The sequence below is a fragment of the Nocardia sp. NPDC052566 genome, from assembly GCF_044547285.1.
Classification (GTDB): Bacteria; Actinomycetota; Actinomycetes; order Mycobacteriales; family Mycobacteriaceae; genus Nocardia.
In genome coordinates, this window is record NZ_JBIUAF010000006.1 from 334,343 (window position 1) to 361,122 (window position 26,780).

Annotated in this window: 35 protein-coding genes; 18 read left to right on the forward strand and 17 right to left on the reverse strand. The window is 67.4% G+C overall.

Annotation, left to right across the window (positions count from 1 at the left end):
- Positions 1-362 precede the first annotated feature (362 nt).
- Entirely contained in the window at positions 363-926 is a 564-nt protein-coding gene (locus tag ACIG5A_RS31305) for a TIGR03086 family metal-binding protein (RefSeq protein ID WP_397246635.1), read from the forward strand.
- 47 nt (positions 927-973) lie between these two features.
- Here ACIG5A_RS31305 and ACIG5A_RS31310 read toward each other — a convergent pair whose 3' ends face one another.
- Entirely contained in the window at positions 974-1,450 is a 477-nt protein-coding gene (locus tag ACIG5A_RS31310; RefSeq protein WP_397246636.1) for a VOC family protein, read from the reverse strand.
- 42 nt (positions 1,451-1,492) lie between these two features.
- Positions 1,493-2,050 (reverse strand): GyrI-like domain-containing protein, encoded by a 558-nt coding sequence (locus tag ACIG5A_RS31315; RefSeq protein WP_397246638.1) that lies wholly within the window; start codon positions 2,048-2,050, stop codon positions 1,493-1,495.
- Between the two features lie 89 nt (positions 2,051-2,139).
- Here ACIG5A_RS31315 and ACIG5A_RS31320 point away from each other — a divergent pair, with 89 nt between their 5' ends.
- Entirely contained in the window at positions 2,140-3,033 is an 894-nt protein-coding gene (locus ACIG5A_RS31320) for a serine hydrolase (protein WP_397247961.1), read from the forward strand.
- A gap of 39 nt (positions 3,034-3,072) precedes the next feature.
- Here ACIG5A_RS31320 and ACIG5A_RS31325 read toward each other — a convergent pair whose 3' ends face one another.
- Complete coding sequence (locus ACIG5A_RS31325) at positions 3,073-4,023, reverse strand: LysR family transcriptional regulator (protein WP_397246640.1); 951 nt, start codon at positions 4,021-4,023, stop codon at positions 3,073-3,075.
- An 83-nt stretch (positions 4,024-4,106) separates the two neighbouring features.
- On the opposite strand from ACIG5A_RS31325, the gene ACIG5A_RS31330 reads away from it, so the two are divergent.
- The 4 genes from ACIG5A_RS31330 (at position 4,107) to ACIG5A_RS31345 (ending at position 6,656) form a co-directional block, all read left to right on the forward strand.
- The gene (locus ACIG5A_RS31330) at positions 4,107-5,114 is read left to right on the forward strand and encodes an MBL fold metallo-hydrolase (RefSeq protein WP_397246642.1); all 1,008 of its coding nucleotides are present in this window, start codon (positions 4,107-4,109) and stop codon (positions 5,112-5,114) included.
- 89 nt (positions 5,115-5,203) lie between these two features.
- The gene (locus ACIG5A_RS31335) at positions 5,204-5,461 is read left to right on the forward strand and encodes a hypothetical protein (RefSeq protein WP_397246644.1); all 258 of its coding nucleotides are present in this window, start codon (positions 5,204-5,206) and stop codon (positions 5,459-5,461) included.
- A 53-nt stretch (positions 5,462-5,514) separates the two neighbouring features.
- Positions 5,515-6,264 carry an SDR family NAD(P)-dependent oxidoreductase gene (locus ACIG5A_RS31340; RefSeq protein ID WP_397246646.1) on the forward strand — a complete coding sequence of 250 codons (750 nt, stop codon included), beginning with the start codon at positions 5,515-5,517 and terminating at the stop codon, positions 6,262-6,264.
- An 8-nt stretch (positions 6,265-6,272) separates the two neighbouring features.
- Positions 6,273-6,656 (forward strand): MerR family transcriptional regulator, encoded by a 384-nt coding sequence (locus ACIG5A_RS31345; RefSeq protein WP_397246648.1) that lies wholly within the window; start codon positions 6,273-6,275, stop codon positions 6,654-6,656.
- Positions 6,657-6,661: 5 nt separating this feature from the next.
- On the opposite strand, the gene ACIG5A_RS31350 is transcribed toward ACIG5A_RS31345, so the two are convergent.
- A complete protein-coding gene (locus ACIG5A_RS31350) occupies positions 6,662-7,087 on the reverse strand; it encodes a hypothetical protein (RefSeq protein ID WP_397246650.1) in 426 nt (141 codons plus the stop codon).
- 105 nt (positions 7,088-7,192) lie between these two features.
- The gene (locus ACIG5A_RS31355; RefSeq protein WP_397246652.1) at positions 7,193-8,332 is read right to left on the reverse strand and encodes an alanine racemase; all 1,140 of its coding nucleotides are present in this window, start codon (positions 8,330-8,332) and stop codon (positions 7,193-7,195) included.
- A gap of 266 nt (positions 8,333-8,598) precedes the next feature.
- Between ACIG5A_RS31355 and ACIG5A_RS31360 the strand changes: the two genes are divergently transcribed.
- The 3 genes from ACIG5A_RS31360 to ACIG5A_RS31370 all read left to right on the forward strand — a co-directional run bounded on the left by ACIG5A_RS31360 (position 8,599) and on the right by ACIG5A_RS31370 (position 12,446).
- The gene (locus ACIG5A_RS31360) at positions 8,599-11,115 is read left to right on the forward strand and encodes a hypothetical protein (protein WP_397246654.1); all 2,517 of its coding nucleotides are present in this window, start codon (positions 8,599-8,601) and stop codon (positions 11,113-11,115) included.
- A 222-nt stretch (positions 11,116-11,337) separates the two neighbouring features.
- A complete protein-coding gene (locus tag ACIG5A_RS31365; protein WP_397246656.1) occupies positions 11,338-11,634 on the forward strand; it encodes a hypothetical protein in 297 nt (98 codons plus the stop codon).
- Positions 11,635-11,711: 77 nt separating this feature from the next.
- Positions 11,712-12,446, forward strand: a complete 735-nt coding sequence (locus ACIG5A_RS31370; RefSeq protein ID WP_397246658.1) for a hypothetical protein — start codon at positions 11,712-11,714, stop codon at positions 12,444-12,446.
- On the opposite strand, the gene ACIG5A_RS31375 is transcribed toward ACIG5A_RS31370, so the two are convergent.
- Entirely contained in the window at positions 12,434-13,300 is an 867-nt protein-coding gene (locus tag ACIG5A_RS31375) for a phytanoyl-CoA dioxygenase family protein (RefSeq protein WP_397246660.1), read from the reverse strand. The two genes, ACIG5A_RS31370 and ACIG5A_RS31375, sit on opposite strands and share 13 nt — an antisense overlap.
- Before the next feature lie 53 nt (positions 13,301-13,353).
- On the opposite strand from ACIG5A_RS31375, the gene ACIG5A_RS31380 reads away from it, so the two are divergent.
- Positions 13,354-13,932 carry a TetR/AcrR family transcriptional regulator gene (locus ACIG5A_RS31380; protein WP_397246662.1) on the forward strand — a complete coding sequence of 193 codons (579 nt, stop codon included), beginning with the start codon at positions 13,354-13,356 and terminating at the stop codon, positions 13,930-13,932.
- Positions 13,933-14,064: 132 nt separating this feature from the next.
- Positions 14,065-14,475, forward strand: a complete 411-nt coding sequence (locus ACIG5A_RS31385) for a cupin domain-containing protein (RefSeq protein ID WP_397246664.1) — start codon at positions 14,065-14,067, stop codon at positions 14,473-14,475.
- On the opposite strand, the gene ACIG5A_RS31390 is transcribed toward ACIG5A_RS31385, so the two are convergent.
- Positions 14,373-15,830 carry a PLP-dependent aminotransferase family protein gene (locus ACIG5A_RS31390; RefSeq protein WP_397246666.1) on the reverse strand — a complete coding sequence of 486 codons (1,458 nt, stop codon included), beginning with the start codon at positions 15,828-15,830 and terminating at the stop codon, positions 14,373-14,375. The genes ACIG5A_RS31385 and ACIG5A_RS31390 overlap by 103 nt on opposite strands.
- A gap of 162 nt (positions 15,831-15,992) precedes the next feature.
- Positions 15,993-16,859 carry an NAD-dependent epimerase/dehydratase family protein gene (locus ACIG5A_RS31395; RefSeq protein ID WP_397246668.1) on the reverse strand — a complete coding sequence of 289 codons (867 nt, stop codon included), beginning with the start codon at positions 16,857-16,859 and terminating at the stop codon, positions 15,993-15,995.
- A 114-nt stretch (positions 16,860-16,973) separates the two neighbouring features.
- Here ACIG5A_RS31395 and ACIG5A_RS31400 point away from each other — a divergent pair, with 114 nt between their 5' ends.
- Entirely contained in the window at positions 16,974-17,588 is a 615-nt protein-coding gene (locus ACIG5A_RS31400) for a TetR/AcrR family transcriptional regulator (protein ID WP_397246670.1), read from the forward strand.
- Here the strand turns inward: ACIG5A_RS31400 and ACIG5A_RS31405 are convergent.
- A complete protein-coding gene (locus tag ACIG5A_RS31405) occupies positions 17,533-18,528 on the reverse strand; it encodes a hypothetical protein (protein ID WP_397246672.1) in 996 nt (331 codons plus the stop codon). The two genes, ACIG5A_RS31400 and ACIG5A_RS31405, sit on opposite strands and share 56 nt — an antisense overlap.
- A gap of 10 nt (positions 18,529-18,538) precedes the next feature.
- A complete protein-coding gene (locus tag ACIG5A_RS31410; protein WP_397246674.1) occupies positions 18,539-19,681 on the reverse strand; it encodes an FG-GAP repeat domain-containing protein in 1,143 nt (380 codons plus the stop codon).
- Between the two features lie 139 nt (positions 19,682-19,820).
- Here ACIG5A_RS31410 and ACIG5A_RS31415 point away from each other — a divergent pair, with 139 nt between their 5' ends.
- On the forward strand, positions 19,821-20,321 hold the full coding sequence (locus ACIG5A_RS31415; RefSeq protein WP_397246676.1) for a carboxymuconolactone decarboxylase family protein: 501 nt from the start codon (positions 19,821-19,823) through the stop codon (positions 20,319-20,321).
- Positions 20,322-20,442: 121 nt separating this feature from the next.
- Here the strand turns inward: ACIG5A_RS31415 and ACIG5A_RS31420 are convergent, their stop codons facing one another.
- The 4 genes from ACIG5A_RS31420 to ACIG5A_RS31435 form a co-directional block, all read right to left on the reverse strand.
- Positions 20,443-20,829, reverse strand: coding sequence for a VOC family protein (locus tag ACIG5A_RS31420; RefSeq protein WP_397246678.1), 387 nt, complete (start codon positions 20,827-20,829; stop codon positions 20,443-20,445).
- A gap of 46 nt (positions 20,830-20,875) precedes the next feature.
- On the reverse strand, positions 20,876-21,787 hold the full coding sequence (locus ACIG5A_RS31425; protein ID WP_397246680.1) for a VOC family protein: 912 nt from the start codon (positions 21,785-21,787) through the stop codon (positions 20,876-20,878).
- A gap of 74 nt (positions 21,788-21,861) precedes the next feature.
- Positions 21,862-22,245 (reverse strand): VOC family protein, encoded by a 384-nt coding sequence (locus tag ACIG5A_RS31430; protein WP_397246682.1) that lies wholly within the window; start codon positions 22,243-22,245, stop codon positions 21,862-21,864.
- Between the two features lie 71 nt (positions 22,246-22,316).
- On the reverse strand, positions 22,317-22,688 hold the full coding sequence (locus tag ACIG5A_RS31435) for a nuclear transport factor 2 family protein (RefSeq protein ID WP_397246684.1): 372 nt from the start codon (positions 22,686-22,688) through the stop codon (positions 22,317-22,319).
- A 175-nt stretch (positions 22,689-22,863) separates the two neighbouring features.
- On the opposite strand from ACIG5A_RS31435, the gene ACIG5A_RS31440 reads away from it, so the two are divergent.
- The 4 genes from ACIG5A_RS31440 (at position 22,864) to ACIG5A_RS31455 (ending at position 25,218) form a co-directional block, all read left to right on the forward strand.
- A complete protein-coding gene (locus tag ACIG5A_RS31440; protein WP_397246686.1) occupies positions 22,864-23,454 on the forward strand; it encodes a TetR/AcrR family transcriptional regulator in 591 nt (196 codons plus the stop codon).
- A 174-nt stretch (positions 23,455-23,628) separates the two neighbouring features.
- Positions 23,629-24,594 carry a Gfo/Idh/MocA family protein gene (locus ACIG5A_RS31445; protein ID WP_397246688.1) on the forward strand — a complete coding sequence of 322 codons (966 nt, stop codon included), beginning with the start codon at positions 23,629-23,631 and terminating at the stop codon, positions 24,592-24,594.
- Positions 24,591-24,863: a hypothetical protein gene (locus tag ACIG5A_RS31450; RefSeq protein WP_397246690.1), complete on the forward strand. Its 273-nt coding sequence runs from the start codon at positions 24,591-24,593 to the stop codon at positions 24,861-24,863. Before ACIG5A_RS31445 ends, ACIG5A_RS31450 begins: the two co-directional genes overlap by 4 nt.
- Before the next feature lie 121 nt (positions 24,864-24,984).
- Positions 24,985-25,218, forward strand: coding sequence for a hypothetical protein (locus ACIG5A_RS31455; protein ID WP_397246692.1), 234 nt, complete (start codon positions 24,985-24,987; stop codon positions 25,216-25,218).
- A 112-nt stretch (positions 25,219-25,330) separates the two neighbouring features.
- On the opposite strand, the gene ACIG5A_RS31460 is transcribed toward ACIG5A_RS31455, so the two are convergent.
- Genes ACIG5A_RS31460 through ACIG5A_RS31470 form a run of 3 tightly spaced genes read right to left on the reverse strand, consistent with a single transcriptional unit; the run spans position 25,331 to position 26,317 of the window.
- A complete protein-coding gene (locus ACIG5A_RS31460; protein ID WP_397246694.1) occupies positions 25,331-25,654 on the reverse strand; it encodes a DUF1048 domain-containing protein in 324 nt (107 codons plus the stop codon).
- Positions 25,655-25,664: 10 nt separating this feature from the next.
- Positions 25,665-26,012: a DUF1048 domain-containing protein gene (locus ACIG5A_RS31465; RefSeq protein WP_397246696.1), complete on the reverse strand. Its 348-nt coding sequence runs from the start codon at positions 26,010-26,012 to the stop codon at positions 25,665-25,667.
- The gene (locus tag ACIG5A_RS31470) at positions 26,009-26,317 is read right to left on the reverse strand and encodes a PadR family transcriptional regulator (RefSeq protein WP_397246698.1); all 309 of its coding nucleotides are present in this window, start codon (positions 26,315-26,317) and stop codon (positions 26,009-26,011) included. The genes ACIG5A_RS31465 and ACIG5A_RS31470 overlap by 4 nt, the downstream gene beginning before the upstream one ends.
- Before the next feature lie 161 nt (positions 26,318-26,478).
- Here ACIG5A_RS31470 and ACIG5A_RS31475 point away from each other — a divergent pair, with 161 nt between their 5' ends.
- Positions 26,479-26,769, forward strand: coding sequence for a MerR family transcriptional regulator (locus ACIG5A_RS31475; RefSeq protein WP_397246700.1), 291 nt, complete (start codon positions 26,479-26,481; stop codon positions 26,767-26,769).
- Positions 26,770-26,780: the final 11 nt, after the last annotated feature.

Here is a 26,780-nt window from a genome sequence, read left to right on the forward strand (position 1 = left end):
TTGAGCTACCGGACCGTAATCCGGGCGGGATTCGAACCCGCAACCTGCCGATCCGAAGTCGAAGTAACCGTCGTCTGCGCACCGGGTGCACCGAAACTGTAGCGATACGGATCCGGCCGCCGCATCCTAATTTTCCGGGTCCGTTCGCCGCATGGTGTTTTGCCGGTTCGGTGGCGGGGAACGCTGAAAGGGCCGACATCTGTCGACGGCGAGTCCCAGTGCGGACCCAAGGAGCCACTGTATCGCTGGACCGGTTACAGCACAACAGATTTGGGGCGTGATACAGGCAATTCCCAAGCGGCCCAGGGATGTCACCCCGATGTGTTACCAATGCACGAACCCCGCTCGACCGAAGGAAGACCATGGACAAAGTGATCGGACAGATCGACCGTGCTCTCGACGCGACCGGCGCCATCGTCGTCGCTGTCGACGCGGCCCAGCTCACCGCGCCGACTCCGTGTAAGGAGTGGGATGTGCGCACGCTGTTGAACCACCTCGTCGGTGATATGCACGTCGTGGCCGCGGAGCTGAGCGGGACCGATCCCGGCGCCGATCACGAGGACGATTCGCTCGGCGCCGATCCGCAGGTCGCCTGGGCCGCGGCCGCCGAGATCGACCGGGCCGCCTGGCACCGCCCCGACGCGCTCACCGGCACGATCCGCCTCGCGGGCGGCGAGCTGCCCGGCGTCGCCGCCGCGACCGTCCACCTCATCGAATTAGTGGTGCACGGCTGCGATGTCGCCGTCGCGATCGGCCGCCCCGACCTGGCCGACGACGAGCTGTGCGCGGAACTCCTTGCCACCATGCACGAGCGCGGCGGCATCGATGCCTTCCGCAAACCGGGCGTTTTCGGCCCCGAGGTCGCCGTCGCGGACGACGCGCCGGCCCACCGCAAACTACTGGCCTATCTCGGCCGCACCTGGTGAATCGGAAACTCGCCGCACCCCTTGACATTTCGGGTGCGGCGAGCGCATCAACCAGGTTCGTCGGTCGATCTCGGTGTCGGGTAAAGGCTCATCCCGTCGCGGGTCGAGTCGACGCCGACGAACCGGCCGTGGTTGATCGGATTGTTCGCCAGAAAACGCACCATCAGCCCGTCGGGATCGATGATGTTCAGAAATGCTCCATATTCGCCGTTGTCGGAGACGCCGTGCTGAGTACTGCCCATTGCGTCGGCCCGCTCGGCGAGTGCGTGCAATTCCGCCACGGAATCCACTTCGATCGCGAAAACGTCGAAACCCGTGAGATCCGGTTTGCCGACGCAGTATTCACGCTGGCGCAAGGCGATACCGAAACCGGACGGGTGCATGAGTTGCGCACCGCGCAATTGTCCGTCCTCGCAGAATTCCGCCGCGAGCTCCATACCGAGCAGATCCCGATACCAGGCGACACTGCGCGCCAGATCGTCGACCGGCAGCTTGATATGCCGGATCCTGAGCAGTCCCGTCATCGCCGCGCCTCCCCTGTCAGCTAGGTACGCAGGCCGACGACATTACCCGCGGCGTCGCACCGGATGCCGCAGAATCGTCCTGGTGTTCTCGGCGGGCGTCTTGCGCGGGTCGGACAGGTAGATCTCGTGGTGCCTGCCGTTCATCAGCAGCCCGTGCTCGGTCATGAACGCTGCCATGCGGGCCAGGGTCTCCGGCTCGGTGGCATAGGGGCCGATGTGCAGCACCTGGATCGACTCGCCTTCGGTCAGCCGCTCGAAGACGGCGCCGCTCACCATGTCCGCGGTGACCACCTCGGGCATGCGGATCATCATCTTCCAGTGCCACTGCTCGCGCGGCACGCTCAGCGGCGGCTCATCGGACTCCACCCACCACAGGCCCTCCAGCTTCGGCACGACGAAATCCGCGTCCGCGGCCTTGGCGAGCTTCTTCGCACCGTAGGCGGCGCGGTAGAGCCCCGCCACCGCGTCGGTGTAGGCGTCGCCCAGCGGCGCGCCGGACCCGGTGGCGGTCACGTAGCCGTGCGCGCCGAAGGTGCGCAGGACGGGCTCGCGCGGCGCGTCGTAGTACTGCTTGTCGGTCTTGGCCAGATCCAGCTTCATCGCACTCCTCGTGATCGGGTGCCGACCAGCCTCGACCCTCCCGCGACGGGAGAGTCAAGCGACCAGGAATGCTGGCAGTCGTGCGGGAGATGTTCGAGAGCGCGGGCGTGCGCGGCTGGGTGCACGCGAGATGTTTCGACTGTGGCGCGGACGCGGGGTACGGCGCCGATCGGCCGGTGGTGCTCGCCTCGGTGGTGAAGGTGCCGCTGGTGCTGGAGTTCGCGCGGCAGGTCGCGGCGGATCAGCTGGATCCGGCGGACCGGGTGCGCGCCGGTGCGGCGGATCGGCTCGGTGGTGTCGGTACCGCGGGCTGTCTCGACGATGTCGAATTGAGCCTGCGCGATGCCGCCATGTTCGCGCTGACCCTCAGCGACAACACCGCCGCCGACCTGCTTTTCGATCGGGTCGGCCTCGACAATGTGCGCTCACTGTTGCGCGAGCTCGGTCTTGCGCGCACCAGGATCGTCGGCGCGCCGCGGGATATCGTGCTGAGCATGGCCGAGGATCTCGGCGCGGGCGATGCGGCCGAATTCGCGGCCCGCTTCGCGGAATTGACGGCGGCGCAGGTGCTGGCCACCCGCGCATTGGATCCGGAGCGGACAAGCGCGAGCACACCGCGCGAGATGACCAGGCTGCTCATGCTCATCGGCACGGAGCGCGCTGGTGCGCCGACGGCCTGCCGCTGGGTGCGCGACCTTATGCTGCGCCAACTCAATTGGTATCGCCTCGCTTCGGCCTTTCCCCCCGCCGCGGTGGTCTGGTCCAAGACCGGAACGCTGCCCGGCATCCGCAACGAGATCGGGGTAGTGGAGTATCCGGGCGGCGGGCGTTACGCCGTAGCGGTTTTCACCAGGGCGGACACGGTGGAGCAGCGAATGCCCGAGGCGGAGTTCGCGATCGGCGCGGTCGCGCGGCAGGCGATCGAAAGCATCCGCCACGAAAGGCCTTCCACCGCCTCGGATGCGCAGTGCCGCTGCTGCTGAGCGGTTGCTTGCCGCGGCCGCCGAGGTGGCGGGAGCCCGTCACAGATCGCCGTACACCACGTCCCACGGGCGCTGCGGTAGTTCCCGCGCGGGTGCGGGCCGGGATGCGCCGTCGCCCTGGACAATCCGCGCGATCAGCTCGGCGAGCTCGCGCACCCGCGGATGCGGCGCCGCCGACGGCCAGGCCAGCGACAGCCGCCAGTGCAGCGTGCCCTCCGGCAGCGGACGCCAGACCACCCTCGGTTCCTTCTGCGCGACCATGCCCTGGTCGAAGGCCACGCCGCGGCCGGAAAGCACCATGCCGAGCAGGAATTCGGGATTGCGCGCATGCGATACCCGGCTCGGCCGGAAGCCGTGCTCCCAGCAGGTGCGCAGCGTCGCGTCGTACAAACCCGGGGCGGCGGCCCTCGGGAAGATCACCAGGCCGAGCCCGGCCAGGTCCGCGAGCGTCAGGGTTGCGCGCCCGGCCAGCGGCGAATCGCGCGGCAGCACTACGCCGAGCGGAGTGTCCACCGCGGGGCCGAGTTCCATACCGACCACATCGACCGGATGTTGCAGCAGCCCGGCGTCCAGTTGTCCGTCGGCGAGCAGGCGCACCTGTTCGGCCGTCGTCAGCTCCTGCAGGTCGACCCGGATCTCGCGACTCTCGAACGCGGTGAGGATGGCGGCGAGCACCCGGCCGGCCAGCTCGGGCGGCACGCCGACGCGCAAGGCGTCGATCTCGCCCCGATGCGCCTTGCCGACAAGGGATTTCGTGCGCTCCCAGCGGGCGAGCAGATCCTTGGACTCGCCGAGCAGGATCTGCCCGGCCTCGGTGAGCTCGACCCGTTTGCTGTCCCGGTCGAAAAGGCGGGCGCCGAGATCGGTTTCGAGCCTGCGGATGCGCTGGCTCAGCGGCGGCTGGGCGATGCCGAGGCGCTCGGCGGCCCGTCCGAAATGCAGTTCTTCGGCGACGACGACGAAATACCGAAGCTGGCGCAGCAGGTCCACGCTGCGACGATATCGGTTCCGATATCGTCGCCGACGGTCGCTGGTCTTGGACAGCCGTACCGATCGTGTGTTGTGGTGCCCGCATGACACGTTTTCGACGGCGGGAGTTCTTCGGTCTGGCCGCGGGCGCGCTGCTGGCCGGTGCGGCCGCGGCCTGCGGACGCGGCGAATCCGGCAGTGCCGCTTCAGGAGTCACCACGCCCGCGGCCACCACCGCCGCGGATGCGCCTGCCGGCGGCGTGACACTGCGCTGGTGGGGCAACAACGGCTGGGAGATCCGGCTGCCCGGCGGCAAGACCGTGCTGATCGACCCCTGGCTCACCCGATTCCACACCGGCACCTACAGCAAGGAGGGCGCGAACCCGCAGACGCCGATCTCGGTCGACACCGCGCTCATCGACCACTACGTGGACAGCGGTGAGCTGCGCGCCGACCACATCCTGGTCACCCACGGGCATTACGACCACCTCACCGACGTGCCGTACCTGGCGAAGAAGACCGGCGCGACGGTGCTCGGCACCGAGACCCACCTCAACCTGATGGCCGCGCTCGGCGCACCGGAGGATCAGCTCGCGATCGCCACCGGCGGCGAATACCTGAAGTTCGACGGCTATACGATCCGCGTCCTCAACGCGCTGCACTCGGCCAGCGGCGACCGTGCCGAGGTCGCCTTCCCGGGCACCCGCCCCGGCTACGGCATCACGAAACCACCGCAGCCCAAGGTGATTCGCGATCTCGTGGAGGGCGGGACGCTCGCCTACCAGGTCAGCGGCGGCGGCGTGAGCGTGCTCGACTTCGGCGGCTCGAACTACATCGAATCCGAATTGGCGGGCTTGCACCCCGATCTGCTGCTGCTCCCCGCCGGCGGCGGCAAGATCCAGGACTACGTCGCCCGCCTGCTCCGCGCCACCGGCTATCCGCGCTATGTAATACCCACCCACTGGGACGATTTCGACTACCCCCTCACCGAACCCGCCAAGGACTGGGGCGGCCTGACCGCGCTGCGTACCGCCGTCACGGCGGCCAGCCCGGGCACCCGCTTCGTCCCCGTCGACCACCTGGAACTCTTCACCCCTGCCTTCACCGAGTGATGCACCGGGCGGTGGGCCGAAAGTTAGGCTGGTAGGCGCAGGTCGGCTGGGGGCGCGGCGAAAGCCGCGGGAGGAGTTGCGCCGATGAGATGGCCGGAACGGTCGAGCAGGGCCAACCCGGACTTCCCGTACGACAGTCCGGCGCGGCCGAGACTGCCACCGGCGCAGGTGATTCAGCGGCGGAAGCGGCGTTCCGGAAGCTGCGTCGCCGGGTGAGCGACGAGGCGACAGCCCGCCGCCTGGTGGCTCACGAGCGATCCCGGCACCCGGGCGCCGACGAGGTGACGCTGATCGAGCGGGCGATCGCCCGATTGGACAACGACCGGTACCGCCATGGCTCGATATGAATTGTGCTGCCGGGCTTGACCTTCACCCCGGGGGCCGGGTTTAGCGTCGCGGTATGAGTGCAGCGATGGCATTGACGGGGCGTGCGGTGGTCATCACCGGCGGTGGTACCGGTATCGGGCGGGCGGCGGCGCGGCGGTTCGCCGGGGTGGGTGCGGACGTGCTGATCACGGGGCGGACCGAGCGGACATTGGCCGACGTGGCGGGGGAGACCGGTGCGCGGTTCGTGGTCGCCGATGTCGCCACGGCCGAGGGGCGTGCCGCCATCGTGGGCGCGGCGCTCAGGGAGTTCGGTCGCATCGATGTGCTGGTGAACAACGCGGGGATCACCCGGCCCGCACCGCTGGGTGAGATCCAGCCGGCGGTGGCCGAGCAGCAGTTCGCCACCAATCTGACCGGGCCGCTGTTTCTTACGCAATCCGCGCTGCCGCATATCGGGCGGGGCGGCGTCATCGTCAACATCACGTCGAACGGCCCGGAGCGGGGCTGGCACGGTGCCTCGATCTACGGCGCGACCAAGGTGGCGATGGACTTCCTCACCAGGACTTGGGCATTGGAGCTGGCGGAGCGGGGGATCCGGGTTGTTTCGGTGGCGCCTGGCATCACGGAGACGCCGATCCTGACCAACGCGGGACTGACCGCGGCGCAACTGGATTCGGCCAAGCAGTACCTGACCCGCATTCCGCTGGCCCGAATCGCCGATCCGGACGAGATAGCCTGGTGGCTGGTGACCGTCGCCCGCCCGGAGGCCGGATACCTGACCGGCCAGGTCATCCGGGTGGACGGCGGCCTGGGCGCGGCGTGAGGTGCGGCATGCGGATCGGTGAACTGTCCCGGCGAACCGGGGCGACCCGGCGCGCACTGCGCTACTACGAAGAGCACGGACTGCTCCCGGATCAGCGCACCCCCAACGGCTACCGCGACTACGACGAGCACGCGGTCCAGCTGGTGTACCGAATCCGCCAGCTCCTGTCGGTCGGCTTCACCGCCGAGGAGATCGTCGGCTTCCTGCCCTGCCTGGACTCGATAACCGAACCCCACCCGGTGTGCCCCGAGGGCGCCGCCGCGATCGCCCGGAAACTGTCCGCCGTGCAATCCACCATCGACGAACTCACCGTCACCCGCGACCGCCTCACCACCTTGCTCGATGCGGCGGCCGGAGGCGTGGTGACCCGGCCGGTGCGGAAGGCTGGGTAGCAGTCCTACTGCCCGCGGGCGACGCAGCGGAACCAGCCGCGGAAGCTGATCTCGCAGAATGCGCCGGCGTGGGACAGCTTCGGACCGAATGGGCCCTGGTCGTTGGCGACCTGGAAGAAGTCGGGGTTGCCGCCGGGCAGGGTGTAGGGCTGGCTGAAGTCGTAGGAGGGGTGGATGCCGCCCGCGTCCTGGATCGACTGCGGGGCAGGGATATTGATGGGTGTGCCGCCGCCGATGGGGAGGGTGAAGACGGTGACGTTCTGCCAGCCGTCGCAGCCGATGACGCCGTCGGGCGTGATGGCGCAGTTCTTGCCGCCGTAGTTGAAGTACACCGACCCCGCCGGTGCGGCCTGCGCGGTCGCGGCCGTGACCACCGGAATCGATACCGCGGCCGCCACGCCGATGATCAAGCCGATTGCCGAACGCTTCATCTCGAAGTCCTCCTCGTCGAAACTGGGAGAGCCGATCGACAACCCCGGCCCCGTCCACTACTTGGACGCTTGTCTATAGATAACTGTGCAGTTGCTGTTACGGGGCTATTGCGACCTCCCGCGTCCTTGGATCGGCCACAGGTCGACCAGGGTGTCGCCGTCGACCACGTGCAGCAGGTCGTAGCGATCGATGGTGGGGTCGCAGTGCGGTATGACGAATTCCACATGTGCGCCGAGAGCCGGGCGGTCGGGGCGGTCGGTCACCAGCAGGCCCTGTTCGTCGCCGTACCAGAGGTAGGAGCCGAGGTCGGTGGCCGGTGGATTGGCATCGGTGGCGAAGGCCTTGAGCCCGGCGTCGACGGTCACCCAGTCGGGATGCGCGGTGCGGGTGACCGTGGCGGCGACGAACAGGGCGTGCCGCAGGCCGCCGAGCCAGTCGCCGCCGACGTCGCGATACTGGCCGTCCATCACCGTGTACGACCCCGGCTGCACTTCGGTCAGCACACCCAGGGCAATATCGGTGTCCAGGGTGCCGGTGCCGCCGCCGGTGCGGATGGTCGTGTCGTGGCCGTGCTTGTCGAGCAGCTCGATCGCCTCGGTGAGCCGCTCCATGCCCTTGGCCACCGCGTCGCGGCGCTCCTCGGCATCGCCGATGTGCTGCCAGATACCGCCGTATCCCTGAACGCCGCGCATCGTCAGTAGCGGGGCGGCGGCCACGGCCTCGGCCACCCGCAGCGCGGCGGCCGGATCCGGAGCGCCGGTGCGGGCCATGCCCACATCGATGTCGACGAGTACATCGATCGGCGTGCGCATCGTGGCCGCCAGCACCTCGGCCCCGAGGGGATGGTCGACGGTCACGGTAATCGATGCGCCCGCCTCCACCAGGTCGGCCGCTCGCTCGGCCACCGGCCCGGTCACGATGGGCGAGGTCACCAAGATGTCGTCGATACCGGCCTCGAACAGTGCCTCGGCCTCACCAAGCTTGGCCACGCAGATGCCGACCGCGCCGGCGGCGAGCTGAAGCCGGGCGAGATCCGCGCACTTGTGGGTCTTGGCATGCGGTCGCAGCGAAACACCCGCGGCACCGCAAACCTCCGCCGCCCGAACGATATTGGCGTTCAGCGCGGTGCGATCGATGATCGCGGCCGGTGTCGGAATCGCGGAGCGCGAGCCGGGTACGCCGATCAAGTTCATGGCCTGCCGAACCGCGGGTCGCCCGGCCAGTGCCTCGGGCCCGGCGCTCATCGGGCCGCGATTTCGCTGAGAAGTTGCATGACACTACGGTAGGCGCGCGTGCATGCTTCGACGCGGTGGTGAGATCGGCTGTGCGTCGGAAGCTTCCGCGCGGCATGATCGGCCATGGCGTGTTCGGCGATGCTGTCGCGGTGTGCGGTAGCGTGCCGACGGGATCGGCCGTTAGTCTGTGCAGTTCACTTCGCCCGGCCGCGACCGTTGTCGGCACCGCCCCGACTCGTATACCGGCACAGCACATTTCGCTATCAGGAAGATCTATGGCCCTGCATCACGCCGCCAGTCGCTATTTCGGGTCCGCCGTCCCCACCTCGGTGACCGACGCCATCGACGATTGCTTGCTCGACCACTGGGTGGGTGATCGCGGCCATCTGGTCGACGCGCACCTCGCGCTCAACTATCCCTACTTCGGTGCGATCGACAAGTCGCTCAGCGGTTTCGTGGTCCTCGACGACGAAGGCGACGACTACACGCTGCTCGATCTGCGCGGCGGCGGTGGCGTGTGGTGGCAGGACCACGAAACCCGGGAACTGATGCTGTATTTCGACTCCCTCGGGCACTGGCTGGCCGACCGAGCGGGGGAGGCCGCCGACTTCCGGCCGGAATCACCCGCGCCGGACGAGGAGCCGACCCCGAGCAGCGCCGAACTGGCGCAGCGCTACCAGTGGCTGATGTGGCTGCTCGCCCGGCCGCTGCTGCACGACGGGCAGCCCATGCAGGACGCAGAGGATCTGGCCGCCAATGCCGCGGGCCATTTCACGCAGCTGTGGCCCGACGGCGATGCCGACTTCGACTTCGAAGCGGAATTGCCACTGCTGCACCGTGATCCGCATCTGGCCATCTACTGGCTGCTGCACACCGCGCTGCTCGCCCGCGACGCCGACCGGGACCGGGTGCTCGACGAGGTCGCCCGCGCCGAATCGCGCCCCGAACTCCTCGACGCCTTCGTCGAGGTCTTCGGCGCACTGGCACTCGACGGCGCCCTGGACGCCGTCGCCGATTTCCGTATCCGCCGCTCGCTGCTGCTGCAATTCATCGCCGACGGCGATGACGATCGCGCTCGAGCCGCGCTCACCGCCATGGAGATGGCGCCGGACCACGAGCCGCTCGGCCGCGCGAGCTGGATCGTGCACGGGCTCGACAGTGAAACCTTCGGTGTCGAGCACCTACTGGCGGCGCTGGACCGCCTGCCCGACACCGCGGGCACGGTGCTGCTGCGCGCCGATGCCGACCGGCGGGCCGGCCGCGAGCACAGCCCGTCCGCCGACGCTCTCATGCGCCTGCTACCTACTGCCACCTGCGCATGGTCCAGTCGCGTCTGGGCGCTGTCGACGGCGATGCCGCTGGTGCGTGACGGTGTGGCGCTGGCGGGGGCGGCAGGGGAACTGCTCACCGAGGATCCATACAACCGTCCGACCCTTGCCGCCCTGCGGCGAGCGCATGAACTGTGCGGCGCCGAACCGGTTCTCTCCGGTGCGGAACTCGATCGGCGGGTGGCAGCCGCCGAATCGTCGGCTCGCTACCTGACGCGGCTGGGTGAGCCGGAGCTCGATCACGTCGAGATGCTGGCCGCGATCGACCCGCCTGAGCTGGCCGAGGTTGTCGCACAACGCATTCTGCTGCGCGCCGAGGTCGGCGATCTGCCGGCGGCGGCGATCGGCTGGGCGCTGCGCACCATTCTCGACGGCGCCGCAGCCGATCGCGCCGAGTTGGCCGCCGCCGGTCTGCGCCACCTGCTCGCCGAGGGATACACCCAGATCATCGGAGACCTGGATGTCGACAACCCCCTCGTCCCTGTCGTGATCCGGCTGCTCGAGCACACGCCGGAACCCGCCACTTCCGACATCATCGGCGAGCGGAAGATCCGCAACTTGAAGAAGGCCCTCTGCGCGGTCCTCGCGCCGATTGCCCACCGGCCGCCGGTCTTCGACGAATTGCTGCGGCTGTCCGCGGTGCACGCCGCGGGCAGCACCGTGGAAGCGGTGTGGAACAGGCTGTTCGACGCGTCCAAAGAGGACAGCGTCATCCGGCGGCTCGCGCCCGAGCAGGCCGAGCGCGCCGTCGCCGCCATGATCGCCACCGAGCTGACGCATCCGGCCATCGCCGCGCGCAATGCGGCAGGACATCAGCTCTACCGATTCGACCACCAGGGCGCGCAGGGCTACCTCATCGCGGCACTCGACGAGTACGGCAGGCGCTATGCCGAGTCGGACCGGGCGAACAGCCCGGCGCTCAGCCATCAGCAGACCGTGGACAGCCAGCTCGAAGATGTTGTCGCCAACCTGTATTCCGCCGTGCGCGCCATGAACACCAGCACCGCGCGTACGGCGCTGATCGAGCGCCTGTTCACCGAGCGCCGCAGCCTCTGGCGCATGGGCGACGCGATCGGCAAGCTCTTCTCCGCCGAGATGCACCAGGAGACAATGGGTTTGCTGCGCGAGCGGCGTGACGCCCGCGCCGCCGCGCACTACGCTTACGCGCTCGCCGAGCACGGCGGTCAGCGGTGGCCCGAAGTCGAACTGCTGCAAGAGATCATCCACTGGCCGACACCCGATGACGAGACCGAGCGGCGCCTGTTCGCCTACGCCCACGTCATCGGGGTAGTGGCCGCGTTGGCGGCCGAATCCGTCGATCTGGTCCGTGCCGCCGACGCACGCCTGAAGTCCATCCGGGCCGCACCGGCTCAACCCGACAGCCTGGCCCGCGACCGGACCTGGACCAACCCACTCGACACCGACGCCCTGCGCACCCGCCTAGCGGCGGTGCTGTCGGATTGAGCCGACAGCGCGTCGCCGCTCGGCCCCCAGTCGGTCCGCGATGACTACTGGCGGGTCGATGCGGGCGCCGTGCGAACCGCGGGTCACGCGGCCAGAGCTCGCGGCCCCGTGCTCATCGGGCCTCGATTTCGCTGAGATGCTCGAACCCGGCTGCGGCCGCCATCTCCGGCAGTCGGACGATCCGGCCGCCGCGACCCCAACGGCCGCGTCGACGCCGACCAGATGCTGATCAAGGACGGCCCGGTCCTGACGGCCTGCGCCGCCATGGGCCATCTCGACCTGCTGTTCGCGATGGTCGACGAGGTCTTCGGCGCCGAGATCGCCCGAGCGGTCGCGGCCCGCTCCACCGCCCTGCGTGGTCCGGACACGCGCGTGTCTACCGTCATGCACAGGGTGATCGTGGTTAGTGTTCAGCCGTGCGCTGTTTCGTCGTTCGTGCAGCGATGGCGGTACTCGTCACGGCGGGTGTCGCCGCATGCGGCCATGCGAGCGAGACACCGGGCGATCGCGGCACTTTGATCGTGGACTTTCGCGACGACCCCGGCATGCCGCGAAACTTCCGATCGGCCGAGGGACCGCTCTCGGCCATGGGAGCGATGCCGAGTACCGCCGGGCTGGCCGATCTTCGTGAGTCCGGCAGCACCGCACCGAGCGCCGACGGGTTCGCGGCATTGCGGCAAGCGCTGCCGCCTGGCCGCCGGATCGTTGTGGATCTGCGTCAGGAGACCCATCTGTACGTCAACGGCATGGTGGTCTCCTGGTATGCCCCTGGTGACGACGCGAATATCGGGATGGATCGCGCCGCGGTCCTTGCTCTGCAAGACCGCCGTGCCGACCAGCTTCGCGACCGGCCGCGGATCACTTTCGCCGATCTGCCGGGGAGGTCGGTGGACGCCGCGCCGATCACCGGGCCGCGGACCGTGCAGACCGAAGAGCAGGTGGTCACCGCGGCGGGCATGGAGTACGCGTATTTCCCGGTACCCGATCGTCATATGCCCGATCCGTCGACGGTGGACGAATTCGTCGCCTTCGCCCGCGATCTACCGCCCGAGGCCTGGCTGCACTTCCATTGCCGCGAAGGTCACGGGCGCACCACGACATTCATGGCGATGTACGACATGATGCACAACGCCAGGCAGGTGTCGTTGGCCGATATCCTGCGCCGCCAGTACCTCATCGATCTGCCCGGCGTCGGCCGCGACGGCGCCGTGAACCTCGAAACCGACACCGCCGCACACCCATTCGTCGACCAGTTCTACCGCTACGCCCACGACAACGACGACGCCTTCCGTACCTCCTACACCACCTGGCTCTCCGCTCATTCGTCCTGACCGCTCATCCGGTTGTCGGGTTCGAGGAGGCGCTTGGGGTGCATGCCGTCGACCTGGCCGATGAACGGCGGGTGGATGCTGTAGCCGAGCATGCGGCGGATGTCCTCCGAGACCGCGCGCACGGTGTCGCGCGTGGTGGAGAGGGTGAAGGCCTCCTGGGGGCGCAGCCACGGCTCGCAGTACTGGGCGGTGACGGCGAGACGCGGTGCGGCGGAGCGATTTTCGCCGCCACCGTGCCACAGGGTGCCGAGGAAGAACACGCACGAACCGGCCCGCATCAGCACCGGTTCGCGCTCGGCGCCGGTGGGCATGCGGTCACCCCACAGGTGGCTGCGCGGGAGGATGTCGGTGGCGCCGTTGTCGGCGGTGAAATCGTCGACGGCCCAGATCGTGGCCGCGCCCAGGGCTTTTCGCGGGCGCGGCAGCGGGTAGAAGCCGTCGTCGGTGTGCAGCATCTGCGCCTGTTCGCCGGGCAGGATGTTGATGACCTGCAGCATCGACAGCAGATAGTTGGGGAGGAACAGCCGGTCCAGCAGCGCCAATACCCTTGGGTGGTCGGCGATCTGGTCGCAGGTGCGGGTCTTGTTCAGCACGCTGTACACCCGCTGGGTCGTGTGCCCCTCGAAGTGGTTGCGGCCGTGCCGATCCAGCAGCGGCGCGACGGCCTCGCGAATGGCGTCGAGCTCGTCGGGTGTGAGCAGATCCGGCAGGATCACGTATCCGTCGCGCTGCACCGCGGCCAGGTCCGCGTCGGCGACGGCCGGGTCGATGCCCGCGCCGCTGCTGCCGGTCCGGCGATAGGTTCCGGCGAGATCGCCGCCCAGATCCAGCAATGACGAGACTTCGGCGCTCATGAGCTCCTCCTCGGAGGTCAATAACATAACTGAGTTCTGTTATGATCCCGACTATGGCACGCGCTCCGATCGGCCGTCAACAGCTGCTCGACGCCGCTCGCGACGAACTCGTGCGCGGCAACGGCGTCATGGAAATCGCCGCGCTCACCCGCCGCGCCGGACTCAGCACCGGCGCGCTCTACCACCACTTCGGCTCCAAAAGTGGTCTGCTGGCGGCGATCTACGACGGTTTCTACGAAGGGCTCGGTCACGCCGTCGCCGACGCGCACCTGCCCGCCGACGCCGACTGGGGCACCCGCGAACGCGAACGCACCCGCCGCTTCGTCGCCTATCACTTCGCCGACCCGCTGGCCGCGATCCTGTTGAGCCGCACCGCATCCGACCCGCAACTGACCGAACTCGAAGCGGTCTACATCCAGAACATGAGCGACAACGCCGCCGCCAACATCCGCCGCGGCCAGCAGGCGGGCCAGCTCCCCGCCGCCCTCGACGCCGACAGTGCCGCCGCCTACGTCATCGGCGGCCTGCGCCACGGCATCGCCCACCAACTCCGCATCACCCCGACCCCCACCCCCGACCAGGCCACTACTCGCCTCTGGCACCTGACCGCCGCCACCCTCGGCATCGCCTGACCCACGCGCCGTCCTCCACGTTCTCTCGAGCCGAGCATCCTCGGCCCGGCTGCCGCGCGCGGCGATTGGTCCAATAAAAGAGTCACGTAATGGACCATGCCGCTGTGCCGGTGGATGCCTAGCGTTCCAGGTATGACTCAGTTGACGAATCTCGCGCATGTGGTGCCGCCGTTTGTTCCCGAGGGGGCGGAGGTGATGACCGTGATCATCGAACTGGCGCCCGGCGATCCGGGAACGCCGCCGCATCGCCACTCCGGCCCGGTGTTCGGTTACATGTTGGAGGGCGAGATGATCTTCGAGTTGGAAGGCGCGCCCGAATACGTCATTCGGGCAGGCGAGGCATTCTGGGAGCCGGGCGGCGACGTGATCCACTACCAGGCGGCCAACAACCTCGCCGATCGGCCGAGCCGGTTTCTCGCCGTCATGGTCGGCGTGCCCGGTCAGCCGATGCTGACCTTGGTCGACCCGGAGGAGCTGGCCGCCCGCGGCGATCGGCGTGCGGTCACGAGAACATCGCGCAATGCCTCGATCGCGGGCTCGTAGGAGCGCTCGGACGGAGTTCCGTAACCGATGACGAGCGCGGGCGGATAGTGAACTTCGGTGCTGCGCAGATAATCTCCGAGCGGGTGGGTGAGGATGGCGGCCGCTCGCAATGCCTCGATGGCTTCCTGCTCGCCCAGGCGAGTCGGATCGGGAAGCTCGAGGATGGCGTGCAGCCCGGCATCGATCCCGTGAATCCTGCTGTCCGGCAAGGCATTGCGCACCGCAACGGTGAGGATGTCGCGACGCCTGCGATAGATCCGGCGCATCGAGCGCAGATGCCGGTCGTAGTCGCCGCTGTCGATCAGGTGAGCCAGGGCCAGCTGATCCATGGACCGCCAGTCGTGCGTCCGGCGCTTGGCTTCCGCGAGTGGTTCGACAAGCCTTGGCGGACAGGCGATCCAGCCGATGCGCACGCCGGGCCCGATGGTCTTGCTGGTGGAGCCGATATAGATCACTCGCTCCGGCTGCCGCGACTGCAGCGCCGCTACCGGTTGCCGGTCGTAGCGGAACTCGCCGTCGTAATCGTCCTCGACGATCCATCCGCGCCGCCGCGCCGCCCAAGCCAGTAACTCGGACCGGCGCTGTGGGGTCATGCAGGTGCCGATCGGAAACTGATGCGACGGAGTGCAGATCACCGCCTCGGCGCCGGATTCGCGCAGCATCTCGACCGACAGCCCCGCTCCGTCGAGCGGGATATCGGCGACCTGGAGCCGGGTCGACATCAACCCGACGTGGTCGCCGATGGTCGGGTCCTCCATCCCGACCACCGAAACACCCATATCCACGAACACTTCCGCCAGCAGCCCGAGCGCCTGCGTGTACCCCGAGCAGATCACCAGATGCTCCGGATCGACCCGCACCCCGCGGACCCGGCTCAGGTACGCGGACAAGGTCGTCCGCAACTCCGGGCGGCCACGCGGATCGCCGAAGCCGAAGGCGTCGGCGGGAGCCTCGCGCAATACCGAGCGCATCGCCCTGGCCCAGGCGCCGCGCGGAAAGGCTTGGGTATCAGGCCGACCCGGCCGCAAATCGTGCTGGGCCTGGGCTGCCCGCGGCAATCCCGCCCCGAGTGCGGGACGCGATACCGCCGTCCCCTCCGCCACCTCGGTACCCGCGCCCTGCCGCGCCGTCAGCCATCCTTCGGCGGTCAGCTGCTCATAGACAGCCGTCACGGTTCCCCTGGCAAGTCCGAGCTGATGTGCCAGATCGCGAGTCGACGGCAGCCGGGTTCCGCCGGCCAGCCGTCCATCCCGGATCGCCGTCCGCACTGCCTCTTCCAGTGCCCGCCGCCGCGTGCCTCGCGCCGGCAACTCGAGCAAGAGCTCGGGCCCCAACGGCGGATGTCGGTCACCCACGACAGGCTCCGATCTCCTCGACCTCCTCCGTCGTGATCCACTCGTACCGGACAAGTGCCGGCTCGGGTTCGAAAGACCTGCGCGATGGGTTGAGCACAACTCCGACGTTAGACGGTGTGGTTCGCGTGACGCGCTCGTCGCAGGAGGGGGTCGAGCCGACGGTCAGCGGGCCAGTTCGGCGAGCAGGCCGGGGCGGCTCGGGGACCAGCCCAGCTCCTTGCGTGCCTTCTCGCTGGTCGCGACCTGATCGAGGAGGAAGGCATCCACCATGACGCTCCAGTACTGGCGCGCGTCCTGTGGGTCCCAGCTCTCGACCCGGGCATTGTTCCGCTCCGCGACCACGCGTGCGGCATCGCGCACCCGCACCGATTCGTCGACCGTGCCCAGGTACACCGAGCCGGACGGCGCCGATGTCAGTGCGAGCGCGTACAACTCGCCCAGATCGTCGGCGTGCACGACCGACCACCGGTTCGATCCGTCGCCGAAGTGCCGCACGACGGCCTCGTCGCCGATGGTCTGCGGCGCGAGCAGCATCGGCACGTAGCCGCGCCCGCCGCCGTACACCAGGCCGGGCCGAATCCGGATCGTCCGCACGCCACGGGTGGCGGCGGCATCGGTGAGCTGCTGCTCGACCGCGGGCCGCCACGACACCACCAGCGGCGGGTCGAGCGGGGAGTCCTCGGTCGCCGGGGTGTCGCCGGTGCTGCCGTGCAGCCACAGGCCACTGCTGTAGATCAGGGTCTTGCCGGTGTTCTCGAACGCGTCGAGCACCGCCGCGATCAGGCCGGAGTCGAGTTCGCCCGACCGCTCGTCATTGCTCGACGCCGTGTGGATGAACGCGTCCACATTCGCCAGCTCCGGAACCAGGGTGCTCGGGTCGAACAGGTCCACGACCAGCGGTTCGACCTTCTCGGGTGCGGGCCGATCGGCGGCGGTCACGGTGCCGACCACGGCGTGCCCGTCGGCCACCAGCGCGCGGGCGACCGCATCGCCGATGGTGCCCGAGACTCCGGTAACCAGTACTCGCATCAGGTACTCCTCTAGCTCTGTACGTTGTTTTCTATCAACGTTAGAAAACAACCCTAGACCCGGCCGCTCGTGATTGTCTAGTCTTGTTAGAAATCCGATTCGAGGAGCGATCGAGTGCCACGCGACGGCAGGCGGATCAAAGGAACGGCGGGCGAACGCGCGGAGGGGCGCGAGCGGCTGCGTACCGAGCTGGTCGCCGCGGCCCGCGAAATAGCCTGTGAGACAGGCGGATATGACAGTGTCACGGTGCGCTCGGTGGCCGAGCGAGTCGGGTACACGGTGCCGATCGTCTACCAGTACTTCGCGAACAAGCGGGCGCTGCTCGTCGCGCTTGTCGATGTCGGTTTCGCCGAGCTGGCCGAGCGGCTCGGGCACGCGCAGCGTCCCGATGTCCGCGATCGCGCGGCCGATCCGCTCCTCGCGACCGCGGCGGCCTACTGGGATTTCGCCATGGCCGATCAGCACCTCTACCGGCTCATGCACAACCTGCCCGGAATCTCCTTCGGCACCAGCGAGGCCCCGGAATCGGCCCGCGCCTGCTTCGAGCTCCTGCGTGCGGCCGCCGACCGGGACATGCCTGTCCGCACCGACGCCACCCACGACCCCGACGCCGCCGCCGATCTACTGTGGGCCCATCTGCACGGCCTGGTCAGCCTGGTGCTGGACGGCCGCATCAAGGGCGGCGCGTCCCGCGGCCGGGAGTTGCTAGCGAAACCATGGTGCCGGTGAGCATTTCGTGCGTGCGCAGGTGGCCGACCAGGGTGCACAGTTCCAGCAGCTGCGCGTCGGTGTAGTGGTTCCGCAGCTGCCGCCAGGTGGTGTCGGAGAGGACGTACTCGCTGTACAGCTCCGCCACGGCCGCGAACAGGACGCGGCGGCGGGGGTCGGCGCCGGGGTCGAGGCCGCGCGCCGCCTGGACCAGTTCGTGCACGTCGAGGCTGCTGACCCGTTCGATCGAACGGGCATAGCGGGGCAGCGCCCATCGCAGCACCGGATGTACGAGGAGGGTGTCGTCGTTGCCCGGTCGCCACGGTGAGGCGATCCCTCCCCGATTCTTCGCGAATGGTCGTGGCAGTCTGGGGCGTTCGGCCGGGGCGGGCTCGGGGATCAACGGCTCGGCGGGTACGGCGGCACTCTCGAGCAGCATGCCGAGCAGCCCGTAATGGCCGACGACGAAGGCGAATTCGACGAGCTCGCCGTCGCTGTAGCCGTGTCCGCGCAACGCGCGCACTGTTTCTTCGGATATCGCGAGCTCGTTGTGCAGCTCGTCGGCGGCGCGGATGAGCCACGCCTGCCGCTTGTTCCAATACGGCGCGTCTCGGCCCTGCCTGATGGCGGCCACGAAACCGCGCCCGGCGCGGGGGCCGCCGAGCACGCTCTCGCGAACCAGACCCCAGAAGGCGTGCACGGCAAAGTGATACGTATGCCCGACGTTCCAATTCGCTCGCAGGATAACGATTTCCAGGTCGCGATGGGTATTCGCGGCGAGGACGAACTGCCCGAATTCGGCGACGCCCTCCAGGACGTACATCCGCGACAGCAGGCGCGGATGGTTGGCAAGCAGCCACAGGAACTGTGTGGTGCCGGGGACGATGTAGCGCAACCACGGTGCCCAGGGCGCGACCCGCGGTACGGAGGTCTCGGGCCAGCACAGACGGGTTTCGGTCATCGATGCGGCCTCAGGTGTGCAGCCGGACCGAGTACCAGGGGCCGAGCATGGGGCCGGTCACCATGTCGGGTTTGCCGTCGCCGTTGAGGTCGGCCAGCTCCAAGCTTTCCACCAGCCAAGGCGCGGAATGGGATTCGGCGCGGGAGAAGTGTCCGGCGCCATCGCCTCGGTACACCGTGATGCGCGCGAGGACCGAGTCCGCGGTCACCATGTCCAGGCGGCCGTCCCCATCGAGATCGGCGAGCGCGAGCCCCGCGTTGCCGAAGGTGCCGTAGGACCAGATCGGCGCGTTCACGCCGTATCCGTTGCCCAGCCACACGTTCATCCCACCCAAACTGTTGACCGAAACCACATCCGGCAGGCCGTCGCCGTTGACATCGGCGACCCGCATCGCCTCCTGCACGAGCGCGGGCGCGAGGTAGGCGTCGTTACGACCGAAGGTGCCGTCACCCTTCCCATAGGCGATGTTCACCAGTGGCGCGCCGCTGAGCACGACCAGGTCGAGGTTTCTGTCACGGTCGAAATCGGCCACCTCCAACCCGGTGGCGAGCACACCCGCCAGTACGGGATGTCCGACGAAGCTCCGGTCACCGCTGTTGTGGAATACCGCCGAAGGTGTCGCGGCGACAGCGAAATCCAGCTGTCCGTCACGGTCGAAGTCGCCGGTGCGCGCCGCGCCGGGGACCAGGCCGGGCGCCTGGTATGTCCGCTGATCCGGGAACCCGCCGTGACCGTCGCCGTAGCGCACCGTCATCGTGCTGGTCGCGGCGTTCGACACGATCAGATCGGTGTCGCCGTCGCCGTCGAGATCGGCCGCGGTGAGCGCGTCGGGCAGCACTCCGGTCCAAATATGTTGCGGTGCACCGAGTGTCCCGTCACCGCGACCGGGCAGGATGTTGACCCCGAATCCGCAGAAATCGGTCAGGGCCAGATCGGGGATCCCCTCACCGGTGAAATCCGCGACCGCGATCGCCTCGGCGGTCGGCGAATTGCCGCACACCGTTCCCGCGCTGTCCATGTTCGGCCCGAATACCATCGGATCCGCGTGTGCGACAGCCGCATTCGCTGCCGACAGCAGCAGCGCCGCGAGAATCGCGGCCCGTATCACCGCGCCCCCGGCGCGCCGCGCCGACTGCCCGCGTCGTCCTGTCACAAGCGCACGATAGGCAGCGATGCGGTCTCCCGGCCAGTGCCGCACAGGACGCGACCCTGACAGTTCCCGCCACTGGCTTGGTGCGGGTTACCGTCGACAGACTAATCATCGAGCCGGGCACGGTGACTAGAATCGGTTGATGGCACGTATCGCCTACGCCGATCCCGATCGGCTCACACCGGAACTGCGGACCTGGTTCGACAATCTCCCGCCCGACCCGCGGCTGTTTCTGGCTTTCGCGCAGGCGGGCGGGACCGCGGGCCTGGTCATGGATTCCGCCCTCGCCCTCCATCGCGCGGTGGAGCTGCCGGAACGGTTGGTGGAGCTGGTGGCCTTCACCGTCATCAGGGTGGAGAACTCGGAATACCTTCGGCTGCACCATAATCCGCGGGAGGGGCTACTCAGCGACGCCGAGCGTGACGCGATACTGCGCGGCACGGACGCGCCGAGCTTCGATGAGCGGGATCGCGCGGTGCTGCGACTGGCGGAGGCGGTGGCCAAAGGTCCCCGGGTCGACGACGACACGTTCGCCGCCGCGCGTAAGCATCTGTCCGACCGTGAGCTCGTGGAACTGATCCAGGCGCACGCCTTCTACTGGATGTGCGCACGAACCTGCAGCGTGCTCGACATCGAGCCCTAGCGATCGCGCACCGCCACGAGCCAGGTGTGCTCGTGCGGGCCCGCCGCTCATCGAGCCGCGGTTTCGGCGAGATGTGGGCATGCCGCCACGGTGGGTGACCCGCATTCCCGACGGGGGATGTCTACTGCGACTTGGGGTTGAGGCAGACCGGTGTGCCCTCCGGGTCGAGGATGATGGTCCAGGGTTGATGGCCTTCCCACTCCGGGTTCGCGCCGGGCTGGTGGTCCGGTACGGTGGCGCCGAGTTCGACCGCGCGGGCGGTCGCGGCGGTGACGTCGTCGACGCTGAGGTCGAAGTGGACGCGTTTGGGGTGGCCGGGGTCGTCGGGCCAGCGGGCGGGGGTGTGGTCGGCGATGGCGCCGAAGCACAGGGTCGTGTGGCCGTCGCCGACCAGTGCGTAGTCGGGGCTGCTTTCGTAGATCCGCCAGCCGAGCAGTTCGCTGTAGAAGCTGGCCAGCGTCGGCGGGTGTGCGGCGTCGATGGTGACGCAGGTGAACTCGATGTTCACGGAAAGCCTCCTGGTACAGGGGTTTTCGATGGGTATGCGGCGACGGTCACGGGCGTTCGAGCAGGCCGAGGGTGTTGCCGCTCGGATCGGTGAAGAACGCGTACGCACCCCCGGAGGGGAGCGGGATCTCGGGTTGGAAGGTGGTTCCGCCGTGGCGGCCGACCTGTGCCAGCGTCGCGTCGATATCGGGTGTCTGGAACAGGACCACCGGCTGGCCGACGCGATAGAGCGGTTCGGCGGGGCCGGCCGCCGGGTCGTCCGAGCGGGCGATACCGATATCGGGTCCGGCTCCGCTGGACAGGATCGGATAGCCCGGTGACTCCTCCTTCAGGCGCAGCGTGAACAGCCGCTCGTAGAACAGACGAGTCGCGCCGACATCGGGTGTCGAAATGGCGACCAGCGTCGCAGGATTGGGCGTGGCGGCCTTCGGCGGCGCCGACGTGTGCTTTGTCGCTGTGGTCAATCCGATCGTGTTGCCGACCGGATCGGTGAACATCGCGAACGCGCCCCCGGTCGAGATGGGTGTCTGCGGCTGAATGATCCTGCCGCCCAGGGTTTCCGCGCGCCGCAGCGTGGCGGAAATGTCCGGAACGCCGAAGAAGACAACGCTCTTACCGATCCGATACAGCGGTTCGAGTTGCCCCGCTTCGGGATTGCCGAGCATCGCGATACCGATATCGGGTCCGCTCCCAGCGGCAAGGATCGGGTAATGCGGATAGTCGGCCCGCAGAGTCCAGCCGAAGGTCTGTTCGTAGAAGGCGCGGTCGCGGGGGATGTCGGCGGAGGTGATATCGATCAGGACCACCTGCACCGGTTCGGGAATCGGGCGGGATCCGGTGGATTCGCTGTGGCGATCGAAGAACACGACCGTCAAGGTTGCGATGAGCACGGCGGCGACCGCCACGGCGATGAGCGCATGACGCGTCGTCCAGTGAATCGCCGAGCGTTCGAGCTTCATTGCACTCTCCTGTCTCGCCGATCCGGGCTACCCCTCGACCGATGGTCCGGATCGGCGCGTCATGGGCCGAGTTGTCAACTGGCGGACTGGATCTGGTTCACGCCGATGAGGTAGCCGTTCAGGTCCCTGAAGTAGAGGAGGCGGCCGAAGTCGAACTTCTCGTCCTTGACGATCTCGACGCGGTCGATGATCGAGTCGATGAAGGCGGCGGCGTCGTCGAGGTTGAGATACAACCAGCCCGACATGGCGCCGTACGGGACATCGGCCTTGGTCGGCATGAACTTGTGCGCCTCACCCGCGCCCATGACCTGGACGAACGCCTCACCGTCCATGGCGATCAGGTGCAGGTCGTCGGGGGCGATATCGCGCATCACGTCGAAACCGCGCTCGGCGTACCAGTCCAACGTGGCGCTGGGGTCGGGGACGATCATCAGCGGGCACACTCGACGCATCTGCATGGTCATACCTCTCGTGTTGTGGGCGTGAATCTCGTTGAGTCAGTCCGAATCGGCGACCGAGGGCGAACGGGTCAGCCGCCGAGGTAGTCGGTCTGGGCGGCGACTTTGCCATCGCGTAGACGCAGGACCGAACAGAAGCTCGTCTTCAATACGGTGCCCGCCGGCGGCAGGGCCGCGACCTTCCCGGAACTTGTGCCCAGAAAACGGTATTCGACGGCGATCAGATCGCCGTCGGCGATCACCTGGTCGAGGGTGAATCGCCGGTCGGGGACACCGTCGGCGTACTCACGGATGTGCTGTATGAAGGCATCGCGTCCGGTGTAGGTGTGGCCGAGCGCGGCAACGGTGTAGACGACATCATCGGTGTTCATCGCCGCGAAGCGGGTGAAATCCATCTCGTTGTAGGCCTCGACCCACTCATGAATGAACTCGGTGGCGTTCATCGGGGACTCCTCTCGTAGCGCGCGAATCGAATGCTCCGAGTTTGCCACACTTTAGTACTTATGTACAAGTACGTGAGTACAATATTTTGGGAAGTGATTGTGAGCGGCGTGGGTCGGGGGATTTGTACATCTGTACGGTAGCGTGCGGAGCGGCACCCTGGAGGAAGTGGAGGATATGACCGCCGATAAACCCGCCCGCCGACGCCGCGACCCCGCGGCCCGGGTCGAGGAGATAGCCGCGGCGACCGAGCGGGTCATCGCCGAGAAGGGGGTCGAGGGGTTGACTCATCGCGCGGTCGCCGCGGTGGCCGGTATGCCGCTCGGCGCCACGACCTACCATTTCGCTTCCAAGGACGACCTGATCGAGGCCGCGCTACGGCGGGCAGTCGATCGGTTCGCGCTCTATCTGGAACAGTGGCGCGCCGCCAATCCCCGGCTCGATACCGAGGAACTTGTTGCTGCACTGGCCGATTCGTTACTGCACGCGATTGTGGACGATCGCAACTACAACGTGCTGGAATCCGAGCTGTATCTTGCCGCGCTGCGCCGCCCTGCTCTGCGCCCGATCGCCGATCGCTACACCCGCCTCAGCTACGACACGCTCCTGCACTACACCGATCCGGACACGGCCGCCGCCGCGGCGGCGGCGATGACCGGCTTCAGCATCCAGACGGTCGCGCGCGGGGAACCGCCGACGCGGCGGGAGATCGAAACCATCCTGCGGCGCATCCTCACCCCCAACCCCGCGCTTTCGCCGTCCGGATAGCTCCTGCCCTGTGAGGAGCTGCCTGGCTCCTGGGCGAGAAAATATTTGTACTTGTGTACTTGTACATTTGTCTCGTAGAGTAGCTAGCGCTCAGCAATCATGATGCGGCCGTGCGCCGCCGTCGGAGCGGCCTTCCGTCGCAGCTCCAGATCCTGACTCCGAGAGGGGTTCGCCATGAAGATCGCGTTGCTCGGGACCGGATTCGCTCAGGTCCATGCCGCCGTCTACGCCCAGCGGAATGTCGAGGTTGTCGCCTTCAGTCGCAGCGCCGACAAGCTCGCCGAGATGAAGCAGCGGTACGGATTCGAGGGCACCACCGATCTCGATCGCCTGTTCACCGACCCGGCCATCGACCTGATCGACATCTGCCTGCCCGGCCACCTGCATGCCGAGCTCATTCTGCGCGGTCTCGCCGCGAACAAGCATGTGCTGAGCGAAGTTCCGCTCGCGCTCACCGTGGACGACGCCGAGCGCGTCGTCGCGGCGACCGCGATCAGCGATCGGGAGGTCTTCGTGGACATGAATCTTCGCTTCCACCCGGCATATCGGCGATTGCGTGAGCTCCTCGTCACCGAGGAGCTCGGCGCTTTGCTGGCCTTCGAAAGCGAAGTGCGGTCGGTGATTTGGCCCGGCTACCGGGGCGGTCTGGACGAAATCATGCCGCATATGCTGCACGGCGAACTCGATGCCATCGCGCACGCGCTCGGCGTGCCGAAGGCGTTCACGGCGACCGGGTGTGACGCCATCGAGGGCGGAGCCGCCGCGCAGGTCGTGTTCGACTATCCAGGTATGGTGACACGGCTCAGCGGGAACTCCATGATGCCCGCCGCATACGGGATCGCGGCGTGCATGCGCGCTACGTTCGCCGGTGGGGTACTGGAATATACGGTCGCACTCGAAGACGCCACCGCGGTGCCGCAACTGGCGATCCATGAGTATCGGGGCAGCGAGCGGCGCGTTCTCGCCGCAGACGACCCGGATTCCTACACCGCGATGATCGATCACGTCTTGGCGTGCCTGCGTGGCGAAGCAGCCAATGAGATCGCGCCGCTGAGCGTCATCGAGAGCCTCGGGCTCACCCTCGACATCCAGCGGGCGCTCGACGAGCGCGCCGCTCGACCGGACCGGCAGCTGATATGACACCGAAACCGCAGGGACGCAACGGTATCCGCATTCGCTCCGCGCGCACGAACAACCTGCGCGAGATAGACCTCGACCTGCCGCGCGGTGCGCTGGTGGTCTTCGCCGGGGTTTCCGGTTCGGGCAAATCCTCCCTGGTGTTCGACACCATTGCCGCGGAAGCGGGCTATGAGCTCAACGAGACCTATCCGCCCTACATCCGCACCCGGCTGCCGGTCGGCCTGCACCCGCACGACGTCCAATCCATGGTCGGCTTACTCAAACGCTGACGGGACAACGGCAATTCGGTGCTCGTCGTCGAACACGATCCGGACGTCATGCGCCACCCGCGCCGTCTACGTCCTCGACGAGCCCACCACCGGCCTGCACCTATCCGATATCGACACCCTCATGGCGGTCCTGGACAACCTTGTCGCCCAAGGCAATACCGTCGTGGTGATCGAACACAACCTCGACGTCATCCGCCGCGCCGACTGGGTGATCGACCTCGGCCCCGGCGCGGGTCGCCACGGTGGCCGCGTCCTGGTCCAGGGCACCCCCGAAACCCTCGTCGAATCAACGGAATCCAAGACCGGACACGCGCTCGCGAGCGGCGCGACGAGCGCCGGAAAGCAGCGACGGTGACGAGACGTTCGGGTTCAGATGAGTTGCGCGACGATCAGGTCGAGCACCCATTGAGCCAGCCCGGTCGGGAATCGGGTCGACATGTCCGCATCCCGGCGGGCGTCGGCGCGGATCACATTCCCTCACCGGCTTTCTTGACGGCGGACTCCTGGTAGATCTCGGCGTAGGTTCGAGAGCCTTTTATCAGGTCATCGGAGAACGCCGCGACATCATTGCCGATGAGTTCTATTACCCCTTTACCGGAGGCGGCTCCCTCTTCGAAGAAATCGACAATTCCGGACAGTAGGGTCCCGTCGGTCAACCCGACCGGCCCGACCTTGAAATAGTACTTTTGAATCTCCTGATAGACGATCTGGTAATCGGATGGGAGCGCCTTGACTCGTGCCATATGCGCCCGCCACTCCCGCTTACCTTCGATCATGTCGCGGATGCCCACGTTATCCTCCTCACCGGCCCAGTTTCCTTGCCGCGTTTTTGTTCAGTTGGTCACGCCACTTGTCGCGGTAACTTTTGGCTCCTTCTTCGCCGGCAATCGCCGCGCAGAAGCCTTTGATGTCGTCGCCCAGTGTCTCGTGGACACTCTGGCCATCCGCCGCTGCTTCCTCGAGCAGGCCGAGGGCGCCTTCGAGGATCGGCATAAGGTTGCGGCCCGTGAATCCCGCGTAGGGTGAGAGATTGGCCTGAATCTCGCCCCACGCCGCTTGATACTCGGCCGGGAGAGCCTCGGCTCGGGCTTGCAATGCCTTGTATTCCCTGGTGAGGTCGCTGCCTGTGATTGTCTCCCAGAAGTTCATTGTTTGCTTTCCTTGAGCTCGTTGATGCGCGAGGAAACGTAATCCCATTTAGCCCAGAAGGTCGCCAGTTCTTTGCGCCCCGCATCGTTGAGTGCATAGAACTTGCGCGGCGGACCGACTCCGGAAGGGCGTTTCGACACATCGACCAACCTGTTCTTCTCCAAGCGGAGCAGGATGGCGTAGACAGTGCCTTCGATGACGTCCGCGAAACCGAGTTCGTTCAGCCGGCGCGTGATGGCGTAACCGTATGTCTCGTCGGCGTCGATGATCTCGAGGACGCAGCCTTCCAGCGTGCCCTTCAGCATCTCCGTCAAGTTGTCCGTGACGTCCTCCTTTGATCGAACCACGCTATTCGGTGGTAATGACTACCGCTAGAATGTAGCACAGAGTACTGGGGCTTGCGCAACCGCTACTCAGTGTTGCAGTCTAGTGGTAGTCATTAGTACTGAGTAGCACGAGGAGGCAGGTGACCGAGGTGAGCGCGGAGAAGTCTCATGGCGCCCGGGCCGGGTTCACGATCGACCGGGCGGCGGCATTCGCCGGCATCACGGTGACGACAGTGCGGCACTACCACCAGCACGGTCTGGTCGAAGAACCCGAATTCGACAGCTCCGGCTGTCGCCGATACCGATCCGCCGAACTGCTGCGGCTGGTGCAGGTCCGAACGCTGGCCGGGGCGGGCATACCGCTGGCCGAAATCGGGGATCTACTCGACTACTTCCGCCATATCGAGCGCGTCCTCGACGGCGCTCGGTGATCAAGGCTGTC